16 protein-coding genes and 1 tRNA gene are annotated in these 18,557 nt (G+C 67.1%); 5 read left to right on the top strand and 12 right to left on the bottom strand.

The window, feature by feature from the left end:
* Positions 1-148 precede the first annotated feature (148 nt).
* The 4 genes from J2X58_RS01280 to J2X58_RS01265 all read left to right on the top strand — a co-directional run bounded on the left by J2X58_RS01280 (position 149) and on the right by J2X58_RS01265 (position 5,793).
* Positions 149-1,651: an aminotransferase class III-fold pyridoxal phosphate-dependent enzyme gene (locus tag J2X58_RS01280; protein ID WP_310046009.1), complete on the top strand. Its 1,503-nt coding sequence runs from the start codon at positions 149-151 to the stop codon at positions 1,649-1,651.
* 172 nt (positions 1,652-1,823) lie between these two features.
* Positions 1,824-2,138, top strand: a complete 315-nt coding sequence (locus J2X58_RS01275) for a PsiF family protein (RefSeq protein WP_090054616.1) — start codon at positions 1,824-1,826, stop codon at positions 2,136-2,138.
* Positions 2,139-2,269: 131 nt separating this feature from the next.
* On the top strand, positions 2,270-2,908 hold the full coding sequence (gene upp, locus J2X58_RS01270; RefSeq protein ID WP_310046006.1) for a uracil phosphoribosyltransferase: 639 nt from the start codon (positions 2,270-2,272) through the stop codon (positions 2,906-2,908).
* Positions 2,909-3,054: 146 nt separating this feature from the next.
* Positions 3,055-5,793: a lamin tail domain-containing protein gene (locus tag J2X58_RS01265; RefSeq protein ID WP_310046004.1), complete on the top strand. Its 2,739-nt coding sequence runs from the start codon at positions 3,055-3,057 to the stop codon at positions 5,791-5,793.
* Between the two features lie 113 nt (positions 5,794-5,906).
* Here the strand turns inward: J2X58_RS01265 and pip are convergent, their stop codons facing one another.
* Both pip and J2X58_RS01255 read right to left on the bottom strand, forming a co-directional pair.
* Positions 5,907-6,863 (bottom strand): prolyl aminopeptidase, encoded by a 957-nt coding sequence (pip, locus tag J2X58_RS01260; protein ID WP_310046002.1) that lies wholly within the window; start codon positions 6,861-6,863, stop codon positions 5,907-5,909.
* A 33-nt stretch (positions 6,864-6,896) separates the two neighbouring features.
* Positions 6,897-8,279 carry an FAD-binding oxidoreductase gene (locus J2X58_RS01255; protein ID WP_310046001.1) on the bottom strand — a complete coding sequence of 461 codons (1,383 nt, stop codon included), beginning with the start codon at positions 8,277-8,279 and terminating at the stop codon, positions 6,897-6,899.
* A gap of 110 nt (positions 8,280-8,389) precedes the next feature.
* Here J2X58_RS01255 and serA point away from each other — a divergent pair, with 110 nt between their 5' ends.
* Positions 8,390-9,625, top strand: a complete 1,236-nt coding sequence (gene serA, locus J2X58_RS01250; protein ID WP_090054623.1) for a phosphoglycerate dehydrogenase — start codon at positions 8,390-8,392, stop codon at positions 9,623-9,625.
* A gap of 97 nt (positions 9,626-9,722) precedes the next feature.
* Here serA and J2X58_RS01245 read toward each other — a convergent pair whose 3' ends face one another.
* From J2X58_RS01245 to thrS, 10 genes are all read right to left on the bottom strand, one after another.
* A complete protein-coding gene (locus J2X58_RS01245) occupies positions 9,723-10,676 on the bottom strand; it encodes a sensor domain-containing diguanylate cyclase (protein WP_310045999.1) in 954 nt (317 codons plus the stop codon).
* 197 nt (positions 10,677-10,873) lie between these two features.
* Positions 10,874-10,950, bottom strand: a tRNA-Pro gene (locus J2X58_RS01240).
* A gap of 47 nt (positions 10,951-10,997) precedes the next feature.
* The gene (locus tag J2X58_RS01235) at positions 10,998-11,354 is read right to left on the bottom strand and encodes a MerR family transcriptional regulator (RefSeq protein WP_036114913.1); all 357 of its coding nucleotides are present in this window, start codon (positions 11,352-11,354) and stop codon (positions 10,998-11,000) included.
* Positions 11,335-11,634, bottom strand: coding sequence for an integration host factor subunit alpha (gene ihfA / locus J2X58_RS01230; RefSeq protein WP_036114917.1), 300 nt, complete (start codon positions 11,632-11,634; stop codon positions 11,335-11,337). Before ihfA ends, J2X58_RS01235 begins: the two co-directional genes overlap by 20 nt.
* Before the next feature lies 1 nt (position 11,635).
* Positions 11,636-14,017, bottom strand: coding sequence for a phenylalanine--tRNA ligase subunit beta (gene pheT / locus J2X58_RS01225; protein ID WP_310045998.1), 2,382 nt, complete (start codon positions 14,015-14,017; stop codon positions 11,636-11,638).
* Positions 14,018-14,079: 62 nt separating this feature from the next.
* Complete coding sequence (gene pheS / locus J2X58_RS01220) at positions 14,080-15,072, bottom strand: phenylalanine--tRNA ligase subunit alpha (RefSeq protein WP_090178065.1); 993 nt, start codon at positions 15,070-15,072, stop codon at positions 14,080-14,082.
* 100 nt (positions 15,073-15,172) lie between these two features.
* Complete coding sequence (gene rplT / locus J2X58_RS01215) at positions 15,173-15,532, bottom strand: 50S ribosomal protein L20 (protein WP_072322974.1); 360 nt, start codon at positions 15,530-15,532, stop codon at positions 15,173-15,175.
* A gap of 14 nt (positions 15,533-15,546) precedes the next feature.
* Entirely contained in the window at positions 15,547-15,744 is a 198-nt protein-coding gene (rpmI, locus tag J2X58_RS01210) for a 50S ribosomal protein L35 (protein WP_036114929.1), read from the bottom strand.
* A 258-nt stretch (positions 15,745-16,002) separates the two neighbouring features.
* Positions 16,003-16,545 (bottom strand): translation initiation factor IF-3, encoded by a 543-nt coding sequence (infC, locus tag J2X58_RS01205; protein WP_175472838.1) that lies wholly within the window; start codon positions 16,543-16,545, stop codon positions 16,003-16,005.
* A 29-nt stretch (positions 16,546-16,574) separates the two neighbouring features.
* Positions 16,575-18,476, bottom strand: coding sequence for a threonine--tRNA ligase (gene thrS / locus J2X58_RS01200; RefSeq protein ID WP_310045994.1), 1,902 nt, complete (start codon positions 18,474-18,476; stop codon positions 16,575-16,577).
* Positions 18,477-18,557 lie beyond the last annotated feature (81 nt).

Here is an 18,557-nt window from a genome sequence, read left to right as displayed (position 1 = left end):
GCGGATGTGACAACCGTCACCCGGGGGTTACGCGGCCAAAAACCGCATGCTATGCTGGGCCAATAATCCCTTTACATATAGATACTTAGCGGCCTCTTAAGGGATCGATCCAAGCCAGTGCCGCGTCATCCGGAAGAGGAGTGGGTCCATGGGCGTTATCGGTCATCTGCGCGAAATGCGCGAGTTCGGCGGCGCGCCGCGTACGACGGGTCTTTCCGATGACGTCGTCGAGGGCTTCGCCGCCCAGGATCCCTCGCTCGGTCGCGCCATCGACGAAGCGATCGCGCGCCATCGCGAACTGCGCGCCGACATGGCGGATTTCCTGCGCATGGACGAAGCCGAGCAGATCCTCGCTCTGCAATGCGGCGTCGTGAACTTCTATCCGGACGACGGCGTGAATCCGTACGTCCCCGCTGCCGCGCGCGGCCCGTGGATCGTCACGCTGAAGGGCGCCGTGATCCACGACGACGGCGGCTACGGCATGCTCGGCTTCGGCCACAACCCGGACGCCATCCTCGAGGCCATGTCGCGTCCGCAGGTGATGGCGAACGTGATGACCGCCAACGTGTCGCAGCTGCGCCTGTGCGAAGCGCTGCGGCGCGAACTCGGGCGCTCGCGTGGCGGCAGCCCGTATTCGCATTTCCTGTTCCTCAATTCGGGTTCGGAATCGGTGACGCTCGCCGGTCGCATCGCCGACGTCAACGCGCGCCTGATGACCGACGCCGGCGGCCGCCACGCGGGCCGTACCATCAAGCGCCTCGCGGTGAAGGGCGCGTTCCATGGACGCACCGAGCGGCCGGCGCTCTATTCCGATTCGTCGCGACGCAATTACCAGCAGCACCTGGCGAGCTTTCGCAACGAAGACAGCCTGATCACTGTCGAGCCGTACAACGTGGCGCAGCTCAAGGCCGCGTTCGCCGAAGCGGATCGCCAGGGCTGGTTCATCGAGGCGATGTTCCTGGAGCCCGTGATGGGCGAAGGCGATCCGGGCCGCGCCGTCACGCCGGAGTTCTACGCCGCCGCGCGCGAACTGACGCGCGAGCACGGCACCGTGCTGCTGGTCGATTCGATCCAGGCGGGCCTGCGCGCGCATGGCGTGCTGTCGATCGTCGATTACCCGGGCTTCGAATCGCTCGACCCGCCGGACATGGAAACCTTCTCGAAGGCGCTGAACGCGGGCCAGTACCCGCTCTCGGTGCTCGCGGTCACCGATCGCGTCGCGGGGCTCTACCGCAAGGGCATCTACGGCAACACCATGACGGCGAATCCGCGCGCGCTCGACGTCGCGCTCGCCACGCTGGGCGAACTCACCGACGAGGTCCGCGCCAACATCCGCGATCGCGGCCAGGAATTCGTGAAGAAGATCGAGCAGCTCAAGGGCGAACTCGGTGGCCTGATCACCAAGGTGCAGGGCACCGGCCTGCTCTTCTCCTGCGAGCTGTCGTCGGAGTTCAAATGCTTCGGCGAAGGTTCGACCGAGGAATACATGCGCGAACGCGGCATCGGCGTCATCCACGGCGGCGCGAATTCGCTCCGCTTCACGCCGCACTTCCGCGTCACCAGCGCGGAGGTCGACCTGATCGTGGACGAGATCCGCCACGCCCTGACCGAAGGGCCGCGCCGCAGCGCCTCGGCGGACAAGGCGGCCTAGCCAGCCGCGTGCGTTGTAGGAGCGCGCCCTGCGCGCGACATGTGTTGGGGCCATGAGCCACAGGGCCTGTCGCGCCTCGCGAAAACATGTCGCGCGCAGGGCGCGCTCCTACCACGCGGGATCGCGCTAAGCTCTGGCCGCCGGACTGCCCGGCGTCACGTAGGGGTTCGCCATGCGTACGCAGCTTCGTGTCCTCGCCGTTTCTTCTCTCCTCTGCTTCGCCGCCGGTGCGCTCGCCGCGCCCCAGCAGGCGGCCGGAAAGAAAGACCTCACGCCACAACAGCAGCGCATGAGCACCTGCAATGCGCAGGCCGCCGGCAAGTCGGGCGACGCGCGCAAGGCGTTCATGAGCAGCTGCCTGAAGGGCGAGCAGCCCGCGAAGGCCTCCCAGCAGGAAAAGATGAAGACCTGCAACGCCGACGCTTCGGCCAAGAGCCTCAAGGGCGACGAGCGGAAGACCTTCATGAGCAGCTGTCTGAAGGGCTGAGTCAGGGGTTCGGGGGTGGGGGTCGGGAAGTGGGGGCCGCACGGCCGTTCGCGGGACCACACCCCACTCCCCGTCCCTCTTGTCTCGCCTATGGGACAATCGACCACCCGTCCGCCACACGACCCGCGCGCATGAAGATCGTCGAAGTCCGTCACCCCCTCATCCAGCACAAGCTCGGCCTCATGCGTCGGGCCGGCATCAGCACGAAGGAGTTCCGCGAGCTGGCTTCCGAGGTCGCCGCGCTGCTCACGTACGAGGCGACGGCCGACATGGAGACCGAGTGCAAGACCATCGACGGCTGGGCGGGCCCGGTCGAGGTGACGCACATCAAGGGCAAGAAGGTGACGATCGTGCCGATCCTGCGCGCCGGCCTCGGCATGCTCACGGGCGTGCTGGAGATGATCCCGGCGGCGAAGGTGAGCGTGGTCGGCCTGCAGCGCGACGAAGACACGCTGGAACCCGTGACGTACTACGAGAAGCTCAGCGGTGGCATGGACGAGCGCACGGCGATCATCGTCGACCCGATGCTCGCCACGGCGGGCACGCTGGTGGCCACCGTCGACATGCTGAAGGCCGCGGGCGCGAAGAAGATCAAGGGCCTGTTCCTCGTGGCCGCGCCGGAGGGCCTGAAGCGCATCGAGGCGGCGCATCCGGACATCGAGATCTACGTCGCCTCGATCGACGACCACCTGAACGAGCTGGGCTACATCCTCCCCGGTCTCGGCGACGCCGGAGACAAGATCTTCGGTACCAAGCAAAAGGCGACCTGATCCTCGAAAGCCGCCGTTTCTGTCACATCCCGCTGTCACATCCGTGGTGGACAATCCCTGGGTGGGCTCGCAGGGGGAACGCCGCGCAAGGGGATCGCGCGTCGCTTCGGGTCGCACACATACCAACGACTCGAGGGGACATTCGAATGCGTTCGACCACGACACGGCGCGCCATCTGGGCCGCGCTGGCGGGACTCACCGCCGTTCTTCCACTGCAGGCGGCCGACCTGGCCATCACCCAGTTCCGCGTCCGCGGCCCCGCCGGCGGCAACGACGAATTCGTCGAGCTGCAGAACACCGGCACCGCGGCTCTGGACGTGTCCGGCTACAAGCTCAACGGATCCAACGCCAGCGGCACCGCGAGCACCCGCTCCACGCTGCCGGCCGGCACCACCATCGCGCCGGGCTGCTTCCTGCTGCTCGCCAACGGCGCCAGCGGCGGCTATTCCGGCAGCGTGGCACCGGACGTGAAGTACAGCACGGGCGTCACGGACGACGGCGGCCTGGCCCTGCTCGACGCCACCGGCACGATCGTGGACCAGGTGGGCATGAGCGCCGGCTCCGCCTATAAGCTCGGCACGCCGTTGACGAGCCTCGGCAGCACGAACGCCGACCAGGGTTACGGCCGCCGCACCAACGGCTCGGGCCTGCCGCAGGCCACCGGCGACAACGCGGCCGACTGGGTGAAGGTCGCCCCGACCGCGCCGCGCGCCAGCACGTCGCCCTGCGCGTCGTTCGGGCTGAGCCTCTCCATCGCCGACGCCACGGTCACCGTCCGCAACGGCGACGACCAGACCGTGCCGTTCGCCGTCACGCTGAGCGAGCCGTCCTCCGCCGATGTCACCGTGCACGCCGCCACGGCCGACGACACGGCCACCGTCGCGGCGGGCGATTACGACGCCGTCGATACCGACGTCACGATCCCGGCCGGCAGCACGTCCGCGGCGGTGAACGTCACGGTGCACGGCGCGACCGCCGCCGGTCCGGACAAGGCCTTCCGCGTGAACCTGACCAACGCCTCCGGTGGCGGCGTCACGATCGCGAAGGCATCGGCCATCGGCGCGATCCTCAACGAGATTCCCGTCGCCGCGGAGATCTGGCAGGTCACCGGCCGTGGCCAGGTGTCGCCGCTACTCGGCAAGCGTGTCGCCACGCGCGGCAACGTCGTCACGGCCGTCGGCCCCGCGGGCTTCACGATCCAGACGCCCGACGATCGCGCCGATGCCGACCGCCTCACCTCGAACGGCATCTACGTGTTCACCGGCGGCGCGCCGACCGTGAAGGCCGGCGACAAGGTCGACGTCGAAGCCACGGTCGACAACTACTTCAGCCTGCCGGAGCTCAAGGACGCCACGATCACCACGACGATGCGCGGCGCGAAGCTGCCGAAGGCGGTCGTGTTCGGTAACGACGTGCCGTCGTCCGATCCCAGCGCGCTTTCCTGCGGCGAGACGAACTTCCAGTGCTACGTCGGCATGCGCGTGCAGATCGACAACGGCATGATCACCACCGGCAACCTGCGCTTCAGCAACGAGCCGTTCGCGGAGGTCTACGTCACCGCCAACGGCAAGCGCTCGCTGCGCGAACCGGGCGTGCGCTACACCGTGCCGGTGCCCGAGGGCGTGAACCTGCCGAACTGGTCGGGCAACCCGCAGGTGTTCAAGATGAACACCGCCGACTTCGGCGCGGTCGCGCCGAATACGCCGTTCAACGCCGGGACGACGTTCCGTGCCGAAGGCGTCATGTCGTACGCGTTCGGTGCGTACACGTTCATCCCGACGAAGGTGACGGTGAAGAAGGCCGCGGAGCTGCCGCGCGCCGTCGATGCACGTCCGTTCTACGCGACCCGCGTCGGCGCGCTGAACACCGAGCGCTTCTGCGATACGGAGTTCAACACCACGTTCACCTGCAGCGGCGGCGACAAGGAACCGACCGCCGACGAGGTGAAGCTGAAGACGCAACGCCTGTCCGCATACATCGGCAGCGTGCTGAAGCTGCCGGACATCCTCTCGGTGGAAGAGGTGAAGAGCCTGCAGGTGCTGCAGGGACTCGCGAAGCAGCTGGGCGACGACTATCCGGCCCAGTACGAAGCGATCCTGCAGCCGGGCCACGATCCGAGCGGCATCAACGTCGGCTTCCTCGTGCGCACGGACCGCGTGCGCGTGCTCGACGTGCGTCAGCTCGGCGCCGACGAAACCTGGCAGGACCAGGGCGCCACGGCGTTCGTGCACGATCATCCGCCGCTGTTGCTCACGGCCGAAGTGCCGTCGCTGGTCGGACGCGTGCGGGTCAACGTGATCGCGGTGCATCCGAAGGCGCGCCAGAACGTCGACAAGACCGGCACGACGGCGGAGCGCGATCGCCAGAAACGCTTCCTGCAGGCGAAGTCGCTCGCCACGCAGGTGCAGGCGTTGCAGACGGACCGGAAGAACCTGCTGGCCCCGCTGCTGGTCGTCGGCGATTTCAACGCGTATCAGTTCAGCGATGGCTTCACCGACGTGGTCGGCCTGATCTCGGGCCGTTACGACGACAGCCAGAACCTGCTGAAGCTCGGCGGCAACGTGGTGAAGCCGGCGCTGTGGAACGCCGTGGAATCGGTGCCCGCGCAGGATCGCTACTCGTTCCTGTTCACCGAGAACTTCAGCAACATCCAGGGCCAGAGCCCGCGCCAGGTGCCCACCCACCAGGTGCTGGACCATGCGCTGCTCAACACGGTCGCGCGCGGCCTGTTCCTGCAGATGCAGTACGGTCGCGGCAACCTCGACGCGCCCGTGCAGACGCTGGACGATGCGGCGACCGCCACGGACAAGCGCAAGGCGATCGGCTCGTCGGACCACGACGGCTTCGTGGTGGACATGCTGACGCTGCCGCTTGGGGTCTTCTGACGAAGGACACCTGATGGTCCGTAGGAGCGCGCCCTGCGCGCGACAGCGTTTCGCCGGGAGCAACAGGTCCTGTTGCTCCCGGCCCCAAAAGATGTCGCGCGCAGGGCGCGCTCCTACTTCGCGAAGCGATCGGTGGCCCGCACCAGCTCGCGCGTGATGCCGGGCTCGAACGCCGAGTGGCCGGCGTCCTGCACGATGCGCAGGTCGGCTTCCGGGAACGCGCGGTGCAGGTCCCACGCGCTGCGCACCGGGCAGACGACGTCGTAGCGACCCTGCACGATCACGGTGGGGATGTGGCGGATGCGGCCGACATCACGCAGCAGCTGGCCGTCGATCTCGAAGAATCCCGCGTTGACGAAGTAGTGGCACTCGATGCGCGCGAACGCGAGCGCGAACTCGTCCTCGCCGCTGGAGGCCATGTGGCCTTCGTCCTGATAAAGGTAGCTCGTGGCGGCCTCCCACACCGACCACGCGCGCGCCGCGGCGACGCGCACCGCCGGATCGTCGCTCGTCAACCGGCGATGGTAGGCGCTGATGAGATCGCCGTGCTCGGCCTGCGGAATCGCGGACAGGTACGTTTCCCACGCGTCCGGGTAGAGCTGGTCGCAGCCGGACTGGTAGAACCATTCGAGTTCCGAGCGGCGCAGCATGAAGATGCCGCGCAGGACGAGTTCGGTGACGCGCTCCGGATGGGTTTCGGCATAGGCGAGCGCCAGCGTCGATCCCCACGAGCCGCCGAAGACCTGCCAGCGGTCGATGCCCAGGTGTTCGCGGACCCGCTCGATATCCGCGACGAGGTCCCAGGTGGTGTTGTCGGTCAGCTCCGCGTGCGGCGTGGACCTGCCGCAGCCGCGCTGGTCGAACAGGACGATGCGGTACGTGGCCGGATCGAAGAAACGGCGGCAGCGCGGATTCGTCCCGCCGCCCGGGCCGCCATGCAGGAAGACGACCGGCTTGCCCTGCGGATTGCCGCTCTCCTCGAAGTAGAGCGTATGCAACGGCGACACCTGGAGCATGCCGCTGTTGAACGGCTCGATCGGCGGATAGAGGTCGGGTGAATCCTGGGCCATGGAAAGTCCTGCGGGGCGTGGAAAGTGCCTAGGTTACAGCAGCTTGCCCGGGTTCATGATGCCCATCGGATCCCACGCCGCCTTGATGGCGCGCATCAGCGCGATCTCGGCGTCGCTGCGCACGCTGCCCAGCCAGGGCTTCTTCACCAGGCCGATGCCGTGCTCGGCCGAGATGCTGCCGCCGTGCCGGGCGAGCGTGTCGACCAGGAGCGTCGTGACGTGCTCGCACTGCTCGACGAACCGCGCGTTGTCGAGGTCCGCCGGCTTGAGGACGTTGATGTGCAGGTTGCCGTCCCCGATGTGGCCGAACCAGACCACCTCGAAGTGCGGGTATCCCTCGGACAGAAGCGCCTCCATCTCCGCCATGAACGCGGGCACGGCGGAAATGCGCACCGACACGTCGTTCTTGTACGGCTTATGTGGCGCGAGGCTTTCGGTGATGCCTTCGCGCAACCGCCACAGCGAGGTCGCCTGCGCGTCGCTGGAGCTGATCACGCCGTCGACGACCCAGCCCTCCTCCATGCACAGCTCGAAGAAGCCGAGCGCGGCGGCTTCGGCCTGGTCGTCGGCCGCGTCGAATTCCGTGACGACGTAGAACGGGTGCGTCTCTTCGAACGGCTGCTGCGCCCCGTGCGCCAGCACGTGACGCAGGGCCCGATCGGTGAAGAACTCGAAGGCTTCCAGACGGAGGCTGTGCCGCGCTTCCGCGAACACCTTCATGAGCGCGTCCATCGCGGGCACCGCGAGCAACATCACCTGCGAGGGCGGCGGTGGCGAGGTCAGCGTCAGCGTCGCTTCCACGACGATGCCCAGCGTACCCTCCGAACCGATCACGAGATGGCGGAGGTCGTAGCCCGAGGCGTTCTTGATCAGGCCACGATTGAGGTCCAGCAGTTCGCCGGTGCCGGTGACGACCTTCAGGCCGGCGACCCACTGCCGCGTGTTGCCGTAACGGATGACGCGGATGCCGCCGGCGTTGGTCGCGATGTTCCCGCCGATCTGGCAGGAACCACGCGCGGCGAAGTCCACCGGATAGAGCAGGCCGTGTTCGCGCGCGGCGTTCTGCACGGTCTCCAGCGGAACGCCGGGCTGCACGGTGAGCGTGCGGTCGATCGGGTCGAAGCCGAGCACGCGGTTCATGCGATCGAGGCTGACGACGAGTTCGCCGTGCGCCGCCACGGCGCCACCGGAAAGACCGGTGCGCCCGCCGGACGGGACGATAGCGACGCCGGCGTCATGCGCCCAGCGCACCACCGCCTGTACCTCGTCCACCGACGCCGGCCAGACGATGGCCAGCGGCGCCGGCCTCCAGCGACGCGTCCAGTCGCGGCCGTGGTGCTCGAGGTCGCCGGGATCGGTCGACACCTTGAGGCCGGGAATCCGGTGGAGAAGGTCGGACAGGCGCGGATCGGTCATGGGACGGCTCGCTGGCGAAGGCGTCCAGCGTGCCGCAAGGCGGCCCGAGCGTCTACCGCGCCGCAGCATATCTGGCATAGTGGGGTCTCCCTCCCAGGACCGTCCGGACCATGAAGCGCACGTCGTACCCGAAGGAAGACATCAAGGTGCTCCTGCTGGAAGGCGTCAGCCGCAGCGCGCTGGATACCTTCCGTCAGGCGGGTTACACGCAGATCGAGTTCCACGAGAAATCGCTGTCCGGCGACGACCTGATCGAGCGCATCGCCGACGCGCACATCGTTGGCATCCGCTCGCGCACGCAATTAACGGCGGAGGTGCTCGCCGAAGCGCGCCGGCTGATCGCCGTCGGCTGCTTCTGCATCGGCACGAACCAGGTGGATTCGGCGGAAGCCGAACGCCTCGGCGTGCCCGTCTTCAACGCCCCCTACTCCAACACGCGCAGCGTCGCCGAACTGGTCATCGCCGAGACGATCATGCTCGTGCGCCGGATTCCCGAGAAGAACGCGGAATGCCATCGCGGGGGCTGGTCGAAATCGGCCGCGGGCAGCTTCGAGGTGCGCGACAAGGTGCTGGGCATCGTCGGTTACGGGCATATCGGCACGCAGGTCGGCGTGCTCGCCGAATCGCTGGGCATGCGCGTGATCTTCCACGACATCGAACCGAAGCTCTCGCTAGGCAACGCCCGTCCCGCGGCAAGCCTGGACGACCTGCTCGAACGCGCGGACGTGGTCACGCTGCACGTGCCGGAAACGGCGTCCACGAAGAACATGATCGGTGCGGACGAAATCCGCCGCATGCGTCCGGGCAGCATGCTGGTGAACGCCTCGCGCGGCACCGTCGTCGACATCGACGCCCTCGCCGACGCGCTGCGCTCGAAGCATCTCGCGGGCGCGGCCATCGACGTCTTCCCCGTCGAGCCCAAGGGCAACGACGATCCGTTCGTCTCGCCGCTGGTCGGCATGGACAACGTGATCCTCACGCCCCACGTCGGCGGCAGCACGGCCGAGGCGCAGGAGAACATCGGCATCGAGGTCGCCTCGAAGCTGGTCCGTTACAGCGACAACGGCAGCACCCTCTCGGCGATCAACTTCCCGGAGGTCTCCCTGCCCGGCCACCCGACCAGCCGTCGCCTGCTGCACATCCACCGCAACATCCCGGGCGTGCTTTCGCGCGTCAACGAGGTCTTCTCGCGCGCGGCCGTCAACATCGACGGCCAGTACCTGCAGACCTCCGCGCAGGTGGGCTACGTGGTGATCGACGTCACCACCAGCGAAGAACACGCGGCCGCCCTGCGCAACGAGCTGGCGGCGATCGACGGCACGCTCAAGGCCCGCGCGCTGTATTGACGCACCTGCCCCCCGGTAGGAGCGGACCTGGCCGCGATTCGCAGGTCGCGGCAAGCCCCGATCGCGGCCAGGTCCGCTCCTACGGGAAACGCGGCCGTCAGGCGGGGACGCCGCCCTCGGCCACCACGCGCGCCCTGCCGCGCTCCTTTGCCATGTAAAGACGGCGATCGGCCAGCGCGATGAACGGAAGGATGTCGTCGCCCTCCGCGGGAACGAGCGTGTTGACGCCCGCGCTGAGCGTGAGGCGCTTGCCTTCACCCGCACCGGCGTGGGGAATGAGCGCCTTGTCGACGAGGTCGAGGCAGCGCCAGCCCAGCGCCATGGCGGTGGCCGCGTCGGCGTCGGGCAGGAGCAACACGAACTCCTCGCCGCCGAAACGGCAGAGAAGGTCGCGCGGGCCTCGCACGATGCCCGACAGCGCGGCGGCGACGCGCTTCAGGCACTCGTCGCCTTCGAGATGACCGTAGTGGTCGTTGTACTGCTTGAAGTAGTCGATATCGAGCACGACCACGGACAGCGGCTGGCGATCGGCCTGCGCCTGCCGCCACTCCCTTTCCATCACGAGGTCGAAACGGCGGCGATTCGCCACGCCAGTCAGGCCGTCCTTGAACGAGAGCTCCTCGAGCTCGCGCTGCATGTCGAGCAGCCGCTCCTCGGTGCGCTTACGCTCGCTGATGTCGAACATGAAGCCGATCAGCGCGTTCGGCGTGCCGTCGGGATTGCGCACCACATGGACCACGTCGCGGATCCACACGAACTCGCCGTCCTTGCGCAACGCGCGGTAATCGGCCTCGTGGTCGATGCCCGCCTGCGACTGCGACGCGCAGAAGTTGAAGACCCACTCGCGATCCTCGGGATGCATGCGGTCGGCCCAGTCCTGCACCGTCTGCCACGACTGCGGCGCCCAGCCCAGGAGCTCCTCGATCTGCGGACCGATGTAAGCGAAGCGCAGCGTCGCCCAGTCGATCTTCCACGGAATCGCGCGGGTGGATTCCAGCAGCGTCTTGTAAACGCCGGCGTCCTCCTCGCGGAGGATGTCTTCGATGCTCATGTGGCGCCTGCGGTTCCCCTGGTGCTCTGCAGGGGTATCGGCCGATTCGGCGTGAACTGTAGGAGCGCGCCTGCGCGCGACAGCTCCTCGCGAGAAGCCCAGGACCTGCGGCTCACGGCCTCAAAACATGTCGCGCGCAAGGCGCGCTCCTACCGGGTCGAAAAAAAAAGCGTCCCGGAGGACGCTTTTCAGAATAATGGTCGGGGTGGCGAGATTCGAACTCGCGACCACTACACCCCCAGCGTAGTGCGCTACCAGGCTGCGCTACACCCCGACGAGCTGACGATTGTAACAGCATCGCCGCGATCTGCGGAAGGCGGATCAGCGACGAAGCAGGGTCAACACTTCTTCCAGTTCGAGCCGCACCTGGCGCACGATCTGGTGGGACATGCTCGCTTCCATCCGGGCCTGCGGGCCTTCGAGGCGGGCGCGGGCACCCGTGATGGTGAAGCCCTCGTCGTACAGCAGCGAACGGATCTGGCGGATCATCAGCACGTCGTGGCGCTGGTAATAGCGGCGATTGCCGCGGCGCTTGACGGGCTTGAGGGCCGGAAACTCCTGCTCCCAATAGCGGAGCACGTGGGGTTTGACACCGCACAACTCGCTGACCTCACCGATGGTGAAGTAGCGCTTCGCCGGAATGGCCGGAAGTTCGGTGTTATTCCCTGGATCCAGCATAGCCCTCGACTCTTACCTTGAGTTTCTGGCCGGGACGGAAGGTGACCACCCGCCGGGCAGAGATGGGAATTTCTTCGCCGGTCTTGGGATTGCGACCGGGCCGCTGATTCTTCTGCCTCAGGTCGAAGTTGCCGAAACCCGACAGCTTCACCTGCTCGCCCCGCTCCAGAGCCTCGCGCACGACCTCGAAGTACGCGTCCACGAATTCCTTGGCCTCGCGCTTGTTGAGGCCTACGTCGAGGAAAAGCCGCTCGGCCATTTCCGCCTTGGTCAGCGCCATCTTATCCTCGCAATCTTGCCTTGCATGTCTTCTCCAATGCCCCCACCGCGTCGGCGACGCGAGCGTCGGCATCGTCGTCGGTAAGGGTGCGTGAAGCGTCCTGTAAAATCAAGCCCATAGCGAGACTCTTTCGACCTTCATCGATTCCCTTTCCGGCGTAGCGGTCGAAGAGGCGGATCCCTACGAGGATGTCGCCGAGCGCCTCGCGAACCGTCGCTTCGACCGACGCCCAGGTGACCGCTTCCGGCAGCTCGACGGCGATGTCGCGGCGGACGGCCGGGAAGCGCGGGACCTTGCCGGCGCTGGGCAGGCGGCGCGCCAGGATCGGCTCGAGCGCCAGCTCCATCACGTAGACGTCGGGACCGAGGTCGAGCGACTTCGCCAGCGCCGGGTGCAGCGCGCCGAGGAAGCCCGATGGCACGCCGTCGCGAAGGACGCGGGCACCGCGGCCCGGGTGCAGCCACGACGGGAGGTCCTGCGTGTCGATCGTCCAGCGCGCCGGCTCGCCGGTGTGGGCGATCAGCGCGTCGAGGTCGCCCTTGAGGTCGAAGAAGTCGACCGGGCGCGAGACCTCGCCCCACTGCTCGGCGCGCGCCGTTCCCGACGCGACGACCGCGACGCGGCCGATCTCGTCCGGCGCACCACCGGTGGCGTGGAAGCTGCGGGCGATTTCGAACAGGCGCACACGATCCTGCTGGCGTGCGCGGTTGTGGCGCAGGGCCTCGATCAGACAGGGCAGCAGCGACGTGCGCATGACGGCCAGATCGGCGGACAGCGGGTTCGCCAGCGGCACCCAGGCGTGGTCGAGATGCCAGGTGCGCAGCAGATCGGCGCTGACGAACGACAGCGTCACGGCCTCGAAGTAGCCGCGGGCGGCCAGCTGGTCGCGCAGGGCCATCTCGTCGAGGCGGGCTTCCGGCTCGGCGCGGAGGGCGATCTCGCCGGCCGGCACATGCGTGGGGATGCGCTCGTAACCGTGGATGCGGGCGACCTCTTCGATGAGGTCTTCCTCGCGCTCGATGTCGAAGCGGCTGCTCGGCGGCGTGATGCGCCAGCCGTCGGGAATCTCCTCCACGCCCATGCCGAGCGCGGTGAAGATGCGCGTGACTTCGCCGGCGGCGACGTCGATGCCGAGCACGCGACGCAGGCGCGCATGGCGCAGGAGCACCGGCTCGTGCGCACGAAGGTATTCCGGCAGTTCGGCGACCGTGACGGGGCCGGCCTTGCCGCCGGCGATCCCCAGCAGGAGTTCGGTCGCGCGCTCGATCGCGCGCTTCGGCAGGGCCGGATCGACGCCGCGTTCGAAGCGGTGCGAGGCGTCCGTGTGCAGGCCGAGCTTGCGCGCGCGGCCCATGATCGCGGACGGCGTGAAGTGCGCGGCTTCGAGGAAGATGTCACGGGTGTCGTCCGTGACGCGGGAATCCATGCCACCCATGACGCCGGCCACCGCGAGCGCGTTCGCCTCGTCGGCGATCACGACGAACGACGGGTCGAGCTTCGCCTCGCTGCCGTCGAGCAGCTTGAGCGTCTCGCCGTCGCGCGCGTGGCGCGCGACGACCGCGCCGGACAGCTTGCCGTTGTCGAACGCATGCAGCGGATGGCCGAGTTCGAGCATCACGTACTGCGTGACGTCGACGATGGCGCTGATGGGGCGGATGCCCGCGCGGCGCAGTTTCTCGGCGAGCCAGAGCGGCGAACGGGCGCTGGCGTCGACGCCCTCGATCACACGGCCGAGGTAACGCGGCGCGTCGGCACCGGCTTCCAGCCTCACCGCGCGGGTGGCCGTGGACGTGACCGGGGCGTCGCCGCCGCCGATCGCCTTCACCTGGCTGCCGAACAGCGCGGCGACGTCGTGCGCCAGGCCGTAGAGGCCGAGCACGTCCGGCCGGTTCGGCGTGATCTTGAGTTCGATGCTGGCGTCGGGCAGCCCGAGGTACGCGGCCAGCGGCGTGCCGAGGGGCGCATCCGCGGGCAGTTCGAGCAGGCCGGAGGCGTCGGCGTCGACGCCGAGCTCCTTCGCCGAGCAGAGCATGCCGAACGATTCCACGCCGCGCAGCTTCGCCGCCTTGATGGCGACGCCACCCGGCAGCGTGGCACCGACCATGGCGAGCGGCACGCGGATGCCGACGCGGGCGTTGGGCGCGCCGCAGACGATCTGCAGGAGTTCGCCCTGCCCCGCGTCCACCCTGCACACCTGCAGGCGATCGGCCTCGGGATGCTTCGCGGCTTCGACGATCTGCGCGACGACCACGCCGTCGAGGCCGTCACCCAGCGGCGTGACCTCTTCGACTTCGAGGCCGGACATCGTCAGCGCGTGGACCAGCGCCGGACGGTCGGCATCGATGGTGACCAGTTCGCGTAGCCAGTTTTCGGAGAATTTCATGGGAGCGACTCGTTAACGTGGGATCCGTGGCCGGCCGCCGGCCGGCCACGCGTCGATGCGGGTCAGGCGAACTGACGCAGGAAGCGCAGGTCGTTCTCGAAGAACGCGCGCAGGTCGCCCACGCCATAGCGCAGCATGGCGAAGCGTTCGACGCCGAGGCCGAAGGCGAAGCCCGTGTAGCGTTCCGGGTCGATGCCGCAGTTGGCCAGCACGGTCGGATGGACCATGCCGCAGCCGAGCACCTCGAGCCAGCGCGTGCTGCCGTCTTCGGCATCCCAGCGGATGTCGACTTCCGCGGACGGCTCGGTGAACGGGAAATAGCTCGGGCGGAAGCGCATCTCGAAGTCGCGCTCGAAGAACGCGCGCACGAACTCGGCCAGCGTGCCCTTGAGGTCGGCGAAGCTGGAGGTCTCGTCGACCAGCAGGCCTTCGATCTGGTGGAACATCGGCGAGTGCGTCTGATCCGAATCGCTGCGGTAGACCTTGCCCGGCGCGATGATGCGGATCGGCGGCTGGCGGCCCTGCATGGAGCGGATCTGCACGGGCGAGGTGTGCGTGCGCAGCAGGCGGCCGTCACCGAAATAGAAGGTGTCGTGCATCGCGCGCGCGGGATGATGCGGCGGGAAGTTCAGCGCCTCGAAGTTGTGCCAGTCGTCTTCGATTTCCGGGCCGTCGGCACGCTGGTAGCCGAGGCGACCGAAAATGTCGGCGATGCGCTCGAGCGCGCGCGTGATCGGGTGGATGCCACCGTATTCGCCATCGCGTCCCGGCAGGGTCACGTCGATGCGTTCGGAGGCGAGGCGGCGATCCAGCTCGGCCTGTTCGAGCGACTGCCTGCGCGCGGCGATGGCGTCGGTCAGGCGTTCCTTGACGCGATTGACCTCGGCGCCGCGGGCCTTCCGCTCGTCGCCCGTCAGCTGGCCCAGTGCCTTGAGCGCCGCCGTGACCGCGCCGTTCTTGCCCAGCAGCGCGACGCGGACGGCGTCCAGCGCATCGAGGGTGGCGGCGGCTTCGATGTCCTTGAGGGACGCGTCGATGTTCTCGATCGATTCCATCGGTTTTCCTGACGTGGAAAAAGAAATGGGGAGAAGGCAAGGCCTTCTCCCCACGTCATCCATCTTCGCGCGATAAGACTACCGCGCGTGGTAAAGCGGATTACGCAGCCAGACTGGCCTTGGCCTTCTCTGCGATCGCGCCAAACGCCTTGATGTCGTGCACGGCCAGATCGGCGAGGACCTTGCGGTCGACCGAGATGTTGGCCTTGGCCAGACCGTTGATCAGGCGGCTGTACGACAGACCGAACTGACGGGCGGCGGCATTGATACGGACGATCCACAGCGCGCGGAACTGACGCTTGCGCTGCTTGCGGCCGATGTAGGCGTACTGACCGGCCTTGATGACGGCCTGGTTAGCTACGCGGAAAACCTTGCGACGGGCGTTGTAGTAGCCCTTGGCACGGCCGATGATCTTCTTGTGACGACGACGGGCGGTAACACCACGCTTAACACGAGCCATTTTTCAGCCCTCCCTCAGAGATACGGCAACATGCGAGCCACACCCTTGGTGTCGCACGCCTTGACGTGGTTGGGAGCGCGCAGGCCGCGCTTACGCTTGGTCGACTTCTTCGTCAGGATGTGCGACTTGAAGGCGTGACCGGCCTTGAACTTGCCGGACGCGGTCTTGCGAAAACGCTTCGCGGCCGCCCGGTTGGTCTTGATCTTGGGCATCGGAATGCTCCGTATTCGGTTGCTGACTGATCCGGCGGCAAGACCCTGAAGGGCCTGCACTTTCCTTCCTGCCGGGTACGGTGGATCGGCCCATCCATACGGACCGAGCCGGCGATGATACACGAATCTTAAAGGTATGTGTAGGAGCGGACCTGGTCGCGAGCGCCGTTCACACCGGCCTGCGGAGTGGCGCGCCGGCACGCGGACCGGGGCGAAGAGCGTTCGCGCCCCGGTGCGCTCCCACGGGAGGCAGGAGGATCAGGCCTTTTTCTTCGGGCCGATCATCATGACCATCTGGCGGCCTTCGAGGCGCGGGAACGACTCGACGACGCCGTCTTCGCCGATGTCCGTCTGGACGCGGCGGGCGAGGTTCTGGCCGAGGTCCTGGTGGGACATTTCACGGCCGCGGAAGCGGATCGTGACCTTGACCTTGTCGCCCTCTTCGAGGAACTCGCGCATCTTGCGCAGCTTGATCTGGTAGTCGCCCTCGTCGGTGACCGGGCGGAACTTCACTTCCTTGATCTCGACCTGCTTCTGCTTCTTCTTGGCAGCGGAGGCCTTCTTCTGGGCTTCGAACTTGAACTTGCCGTAATCCATGATCTTGCAGACCGGCGGATCGCCGTTCGGCTGGATCTCGACGAGGTCCATGCCGAGGTCCTCGGCGGCACGGATGGCGTCACGGGTGTCCATGATGCCCATCTGCTCGCCTTCGGCGCCCAGCACGCGAACCCGCGGAACGCGGATCTCGTTGTTCTTGCGATTGCCCTTGTTATCGGTCGTAGCGATACCGCTATCCTCCAGAAGAATGATCCCAATACCGGACCCGCGGCCTAGCGGCGGGTCTCGGCTTCCAAACGTTCGACGAACTGAGCCACCGGCATGCTGCCGAGGTCTTCGCCGCCGCGGGTACGTACGGATATGGTACCCGTTTCCTTTTCGCGGTCGCCGACCACGATCAGATAGGGAACCTTCTGCAACGTATGCTCGCGGATTTTATATCCGACTTTTTCGTTGCGCAAATCAGCCTGCACCCTGAAGCCTTTTCCTACAAGGGCTTGCGTGACGTCTTGCACGTAATCGGCCTGTGCGTCCGTGATGCTGAACGCCACCGCCTGAATGGGGGCGAGCCAGGTCGGAAGCAACCCGGCATGGTGTTCGATCAGGATGCCGATGAAGCGCTCCATCGAGCCCACGATGGCCCGGTGCAGCATCACGGGATGCTGACGCTGGCTGTTTTCGTCCACGTACTCGGCGCCGAGGCGCTCGGGCATCATGAAATCCACCTGCATCGTGCCCACCTGCCAGGCGCGGCCGATGGAGTCCTTCATGTGGTACTCGATCTTCGGGCCGTAGAAGGCGCCCTCGCCCGGCAGCTCCTCCCATGCCACGCCGGCGGCCGACAGGGCCGCGCGCAGGGCGTGCTCGGCCTTGTCCCAGACCTCGTCCGTGCCGATGCGCTTGTCCGGGCGCAGCGCGATCTTCATCGCGATGTCGTTGAAGCCGAAGTCCTCGTACACCTTCATGGCCTGCGCATGGAACGCCGCCACCTCGCCCTCGATCTGGGCCGGGGTGCAGAAGATGTGGCCGTCGTCCTGCGTAAAGGCGCGCACGCGCATGATGCCGTGCAGCGCGCCCGACGGCTCGTTGCGGTGGCAGCCGCCGAACTCGCCGTAACGGATCGGCAGGTCGCGGTAGCTGTGCAGGTTCGTGTTGAAGATCTGCACGTGACCCGGGCAATTCATCGGCTTCAGGGCGTACGTGCGCTTCTCCGACTCGGTGAAGAACATGTTCTCCTGGTAGTTGTCCCAGTGGCCCGACTTCTTCCAGAGGCTGACGTCCATGATCTGCGGACCGCGGACCTCCTGGTAGCCGCTCTTGCGGTACACGCCGCGGACGTACTGCTCCACCGCCTGCCAGATCGCCCAGCCCTTGGGATGCCAGAACACCATGCCCGGGGCTTCTTCCTGCATGTGGAAGAGGTCCAGCTGCTTGCCGATGCGGCGGTGGTCGCGCTTTTCGGCCTCTTCGAGCTGGTGCAGGTAGGCCTTCAGATCCTTGTCGTTGAGCCAGGCCGTGCCGTAGATGCGCGTCAGCATCTCGTTGTTGGAATCGCCGCGCCAGTAGGCGCCCGCGACCTTCATCAGCTTGAACGCGCGCAGCTTGCCCGTGTTGGCCACGTGCGGACCACGGCAGAGGTCGGTGAACTCGCCCTGCGTATAGAGCGAAAGCTCTTCGTTGGCCGGGATGCTCTCGATGATCTGGGCCTTGTACTCCTCGCCCATGCCGCGGAAGAAGCGGATCGCCTCGTCGCGGGTCTTCACGGAGCGCGTGACCGGAATCTCCTCCTTCACGATCTTCTCCATTTCGGCCTGGATCGCGCCCAGGTCGTCCGGGGTGAACGGGCGCTCGTACGCGAAGTCGTAATAGAAGCCGTTCTCGACCACGGGGCCGATCGTGACCTGCGCGCCGGGGAACAGGCGCTGCACGGCCTGGCCCAGCAGGTGGGCCGTGGAGTGGCGCAGGATGTCCAGCGCCTCGGGGCTCTTGTCGGTGACGATCTCGAGCGCGGCGTCGCGGTCGATGGTGTAACTGGCGTCGACCAGCTTGCCGTCCACCTTGCCGGCGAGGGTGGCCTTGGCGAGGCCGGCGCCGATGGAGGCGGCGACGTCCTGCACGGAAACGGGATGCTCGAACGGGCGCTGGCTGCCGTCGGGTAGCGTGATCTGGATCATGGGAGGCGTGTTTCCGGAAAACAAAAAGGGCGCCAGGCGCCCTTCGATGGTGACGAAGACGTGGCGGGGGCTCAGGTTGGG

It is taken from the genome of Luteibacter sp. 3190, assembly GCF_031456385.1.
Taxonomy (GTDB): domain Bacteria; phylum Pseudomonadota; class Gammaproteobacteria; order Xanthomonadales; family Rhodanobacteraceae; genus Luteibacter.
Note: the sequence above shows the minus strand (reverse complement) of the source record. Positions and strands in the feature narration are given on the sequence as shown.

Excerpts from the sequence above, each read along its gene's own strand:
- J2X58_RS01235 (WP_036114913.1), bottom strand. The coding sequence starts at position 11,354 with ATGCTGGATCCAGGGAATAACACCGAACTTCCGGCCATTCCGGCGAAG.
- J2X58_RS01275 (WP_090054616.1), top strand. The coding sequence starts at position 1,824 with ATGCGTACGCAGCTTCGTGTCCTCGCCGTTTCTTCTCTCCTCTGCTTC.
- pheS (WP_090178065.1), bottom strand. The coding sequence starts at position 15,072 with ATGGAATCGATCGAGAACATCGACGCGTCCCTCAAGGACATCGAAGCC.
- pheT (WP_310045998.1), bottom strand. The coding sequence starts at position 14,017 with ATGAAATTCTCCGAAAACTGGCTACGCGAACTGGTCACCATCGATGCC.
- J2X58_RS01265 (WP_310046004.1), top strand. The coding sequence starts at position 3,055 with ATGCGTTCGACCACGACACGGCGCGCCATCTGGGCCGCGCTGGCGGGA.
- J2X58_RS01280 (WP_310046009.1), top strand. The coding sequence starts at position 149 with ATGGGCGTTATCGGTCATCTGCGCGAAATGCGCGAGTTCGGCGGCGCG.
- J2X58_RS01245 (WP_310045999.1), bottom strand. The coding sequence starts at position 10,676 with ATGAGCATCGAAGACATCCTCCGCGAGGAGGACGCCGGCGTTTACAAG.
- rpmI (WP_036114929.1), bottom strand. The coding sequence starts at position 15,744 with ATGCCCAAGATCAAGACCAACCGGGCGGCCGCGAAGCGTTTTCGCAAG.
- J2X58_RS01255 (WP_310046001.1), bottom strand. The coding sequence starts at position 8,279 with ATGACCGATCCGCGCCTGTCCGACCTTCTCCACCGGATTCCCGGCCTC.
- thrS (WP_310045994.1), bottom strand. The coding sequence starts at position 18,476 with ATGATCCAGATCACGCTACCCGACGGCAGCCAGCGCCCGTTCGAGCAT.
- rplT (WP_072322974.1), bottom strand. The coding sequence starts at position 15,532 with ATGGCTCGTGTTAAGCGTGGTGTTACCGCCCGTCGTCGTCACAAGAAG.
- ihfA (WP_036114917.1), bottom strand. The coding sequence starts at position 11,634 with ATGGCGCTGACCAAGGCGGAAATGGCCGAGCGGCTTTTCCTCGACGTA.
- pip (WP_310046002.1), bottom strand. The coding sequence starts at position 6,863 with ATGGCCCAGGATTCACCCGACCTCTATCCGCCGATCGAGCCGTTCAAC.
- upp (WP_310046006.1), top strand. The coding sequence starts at position 2,270 with ATGAAGATCGTCGAAGTCCGTCACCCCCTCATCCAGCACAAGCTCGGC.
- serA (WP_090054623.1), top strand. The coding sequence starts at position 8,390 with ATGAAGCGCACGTCGTACCCGAAGGAAGACATCAAGGTGCTCCTGCTG.